A 4,194-nucleotide genomic window follows, 5' to 3' on the forward strand; every position below is an offset into this window, starting at 1 on the left:
GACGGCATACAGATCGCGCGAGTGGAATGCGGCCTCGTAGATATTGAGCGATTCCGGCGTAAGCGGCTGCGACGACCCTGCAAGCCAGAGTTGTCCGCGACCGAGATGATCGCGCAGATAAGCCGCTCCAGAGGTAGCGGAAAAGGCCGGATCGTGTGCCCCGGTAACCAGCGGACGGAAGTCGGACTGCCTCACGATCACTGACTGCCGGGCCTGCGCCCTTTCCACCCAGACATCATTTCCGTTCACCGCAAACGAGAGGTCATCGATCCCTGCTTCATCGTGGGTGCGCGTCATGCCGTCTTCGGTCACCAGGCGATAGCCCATTGGCATCATCGCGATGTATCGAAGTTTGCCGTCCGAACTCTGCGGCGAGGAACGCAGGTATCCCAAGGCATGATCAGCCGGTAGACGATATGCCATTTCCGTGCGGGCGAGTGTCTCCAGCTTGAGCGTACGCATCACGGTCAATCCGGCACTGAGCAGGAAGAGAGCGGCAAAGACGCGGTTCTCCAGCGTCCAGAAGCGGGTGGAGGGTTCTCTCTCCCTCCATAGCAGAAATACCATCGCCGCAGTGGCAGCCATCATGATGGGAAGGCGCGGCATGAAAAACAGGATCGAGAGCCCACGCCCCGGCCCCGCCGAGGGAAAGGGCGCCCCGATAACAGCGAAGGCCACCAGCATGACGAATAGCCATCTGCAGCGTTGTTGCGCAAGGGCGCGCACAGCCAGGACGCAGAGAGGCAACACGATGAGGACGAAGTTGTACGAAGCCGGAATGGTAGAGACGGTCAGCGCTGCCGAAAGCAGGGTGCACCACTCCAGAACAACGACCTCTCTGCTCTCCCTGCGGGATGCCAGCAGCAGAACAACCGGCGCCATGAGGAGCATCTGCACCAGCGGCAGCAGGACAGCGTACGCCGTGACAGACGTGTGCCACGGATGTGGGTTCCACTCGGGCTCGGAGAGAAAGAGATAGTGCAGCAGCGATGAGATCGATCCGCTGGCCGTGGCATAGGGCGGCAGCACCTCGCCGCGAAGCGTTGCCGGCAGCACCTCGTGCAGATAGACGTGGTGGATTTGTGTTCCGAAGATCGCGATCGCAAAGGCAAGACACGCACCACACGTAAGCAAGCCGGAGATCAGCGCCTTCCAGGCACGCCTTCTCCAGAAGAGGATGAACAGGACAGCGGGAAAGATCTTGCATGCTGCCGCCAGGCCGACCAGGGCTCCGGCGGCGGCGGCGTGGCCTTCCACATACGACCAGAGCGCAGCCACGATGAGCAGGAGAAGCAGGAGATAGAACTGGCCATCGAGCAGATTGCGATGCAGCGGCAGCGACAACGCGAACGCCAGAGCGATACGCGTATAGGAAAGCCCGGTCAGGCGTCGCAAGAACCAGGCGATGGGGATGAGCAACAGCAGATTACAGACGATCCACACATGTTTCGCTGTAAGCGGCTCGAGGCCGGTGAAGGGATACAGGATGAGCGTGGAGAAGGGCGTGATGGGGACAAGCGCGATCAGCGGGTTGGGGATGGCGTGAAGGTCTTTCTGACGTTGCAGCCACACCCACTCCTGCGCGCGCGCCATGTCGGTGTGCTCGCCAACTAGTTTTGCTGTGAGGTAGTAGTTTGGGAAGTCGGTGTTGAGCTGTTTCCAGGCGTGCGGCAGTGTGTGGAACGAGAGATACAGCACCGCGAGCAGGAGGATGCTGCGTTCTATCCAGGCGAAGTACGGCGCTGTTCTCGCTACGCGCACGTCCCATGATGGATGACAAAGGRGTGATGAGTTGTCACGGGTTTGTCAGGAGACGACGTTCGTTCTTTAGGCGAGAACGAGGATTGTGTGAGTCAAATGCGATAGAGATGACTCCGACTGGGTGGGAGCAGCGGGCTTTAGCCCGCTGATATGAGCTTCGGAAGAATGGGCTTTAGCCCTGGACCTTCTTGTTTATCAGAATAAAAACCCAGGGCTAAAGCCCGTCGTTTTTTGACCTCTCAAATCGGCGGGCTGAAGCCCGCTGCTCCCACCCGGTTCGAGCTTCGCTCTAATGGTTCACCCCGATACGCGATGGATGGGGCACCCAGAGTCGTGGTTTACCCAAGAAGTCGTGCTTGTTTAGAACGCGTACCTCAACCCAGCCTCGACACGACGGCCGTTATCCGCTGCATACGGTACGCCGAAGAGCGGCGAGCCCAGCACGCCTCCGACAGACGTGACGTTCTTGTGATTGATCATGTTGGCCGAGCGCACGTTCAGCGTCAGCGTCTGCGGATGCTCTGCCTTGGCGTTGTGTGTCAGCTTGAAGGCGCGCTGCAGGTTGGTGTCGAGATACAGGGTCCAGGGCAGGGTGCCCGCATTGCGCTGGAAGGCACCGGTTCCTCCCGAAGCGACGAGCCAGCCCCATTGCGTGGAGACCGCGCCCGGCGTGCCCGCGGAGGCATACTGTGGGCGGTCGTTGAAGTTGCCGTCGCCGTTGTTATCGAAGCCGGTGGTGATGTTGTAGTGGCTGCCGCCGTGGCCGTTGAAGGTGCTGCTCAGTTCCAGCTTCTCCGGCAGCTTGAGCGTGCCGTTGGCGAAGACATTCCATAGCGGCTGGCTGGTGCGCCGCGCCAGTTCACCCGCGTTGGTGCGCGAACTCTGCGGGCTGGAGAACTCGTTGTCGTCGGTATCGTCGAGGAGATTGACGCGGACACCGCCGAAAGAGAACTGCACTTTTTTATACGAGTGCTGGTCGACACCGATGAAGACAACATTCGCCCTGCCCTGTCCGCTGTTCTGCATCTCGAAGATGTTCAGGTTGGCAGGACCGATGCCGTTCATGCGCTGCACCTCGGATTGGTCGCCCTTGTTGTAGCGGCCGGCGAACATGCCGAAGTGCCCATGCAGTGTCCAGGTACCCTTCGCATTCGGAGACCACAGGATGCCGATTCGCGGTGTGATGGAGCTGAAGGTATCGGGATTGTTCTGCAGGTAGTAGCGCACGCCGGATGCGACGTGAACTCCGTGGCCAATATTCCAGTCGTCCTGAATAAACAACGCGTCCTGCACGAGCGTGAAGTTCACCACAGGCGAGCCGGCTACGTTGCTGTATGCAGTGGGCGTTCCCCCTGGTAACCCCAATAGCGCGCGGCGGTATTGCTCCAACCCGGAGATGGTTGTGGTCTGTCCCGCTACAGCGCTGCCACCGGCACTCAGCACCGGAGCGCTGCCGCCGCCGAAGGTATAGGTGCCGTTGAAGTTGGTTGTCAGCTGCTGACGCTCGCGATAGATCATCAACTGCGTGCCCATCTTCAGGGTGTGGTTCTTGGTTGTGAGGATGGCGTCGTCGAGGATCTCCATATTGAGCTCGCGCCGATGCTGCGGCCCCAGGGTGTTACCGCCGCCGGTGAAGGCTCCTGCTACCTGCACGGCGACTGCATTCGAAGCAGGCGTGTCGGTCTCACCGTTCCAACGCAGGCTCACACGGGCCTCGTGCATCAGGTGAACAGAAGCAGTCGTGATATTGCTGAAGCGAAGCATGTGTTCAGACTGCTGGCTGTCGTAACCGGTCTCGGCCAGTGAGGTTCCGCCGGCGCCCTGGTTCTGCAGATGATTGACGTTGGCGTTGTAGCTGGCGATGAAGGTGTTCTTCGGTCCGAGCTGCCAGTCGATCTTGGCGCTGCCGATCCACAGCCGCTGCGGTGTGGCGACGTTGCCTACCGTCCTGACCGGGCTGCCTGTGCTGTCGAGCGTAAAGGCGTTTACGACGGCAAAGTTGTCAATGCTGCGATGTTCCAGTGCGAGGACGAAGTCGCTGCCCTTCTTACGGATCGGCCCGGTCAGCTCAAAGCCGTAGCGTTGCTTTCCAAGAGACGCTTTGCTGGTCGAGAAGGGATCGCGTGCGTTCATCCACGGGCTTCCGTTGGTCGCAAACAGCGCTCCGTGATAGGCGCTTTGGCCGGGCTTGGTGTAGACCTCGACTCGGCCACCGCCAAAGGGAGGCTCACGATACTCCGCGGAGAAGAGATCGGGGTTCACCTTGATATAGGCGATGGTGCTCTTGGGTGGAAGCTTGCTGCCATCCTGAAAGCCATCGACGGCGATTACTGTATTCGAAGGGTTTCCACCCGCGGCGGCGGCGAGTTGCTGGAGCTGTCGGGTCAGGTCATCTGGGTCATCGGCGAGTGCATGCAGCCGATCACCCGAGAT

2 protein-coding genes are annotated in these 4,194 nt (G+C 60.2%); both read right to left on the bottom strand.

What is annotated here, in order from left to right:
* Positions 1-1,761 (bottom strand): glycosyltransferase family 87 protein (locus AB4043_RS21305; protein ID WP_442308014.1); only part of this gene is annotated, 1,761 nt, incomplete at its 3' end.
* A 360-nt stretch (positions 1,762-2,121) separates the two neighbouring features.
* Positions 2,122-4,194: TonB-dependent receptor (locus tag AB4043_RS21310; RefSeq protein WP_442308015.1), on the bottom strand; the 2,073-nt coding region annotated here is incomplete at its 5' end.

This window comes from Terriglobus sp. YAF25 (assembly GCF_052113305.1).
Taxonomy (GTDB): Bacteria; Acidobacteriota; Terriglobia; order Terriglobales; family Acidobacteriaceae; genus Terriglobus.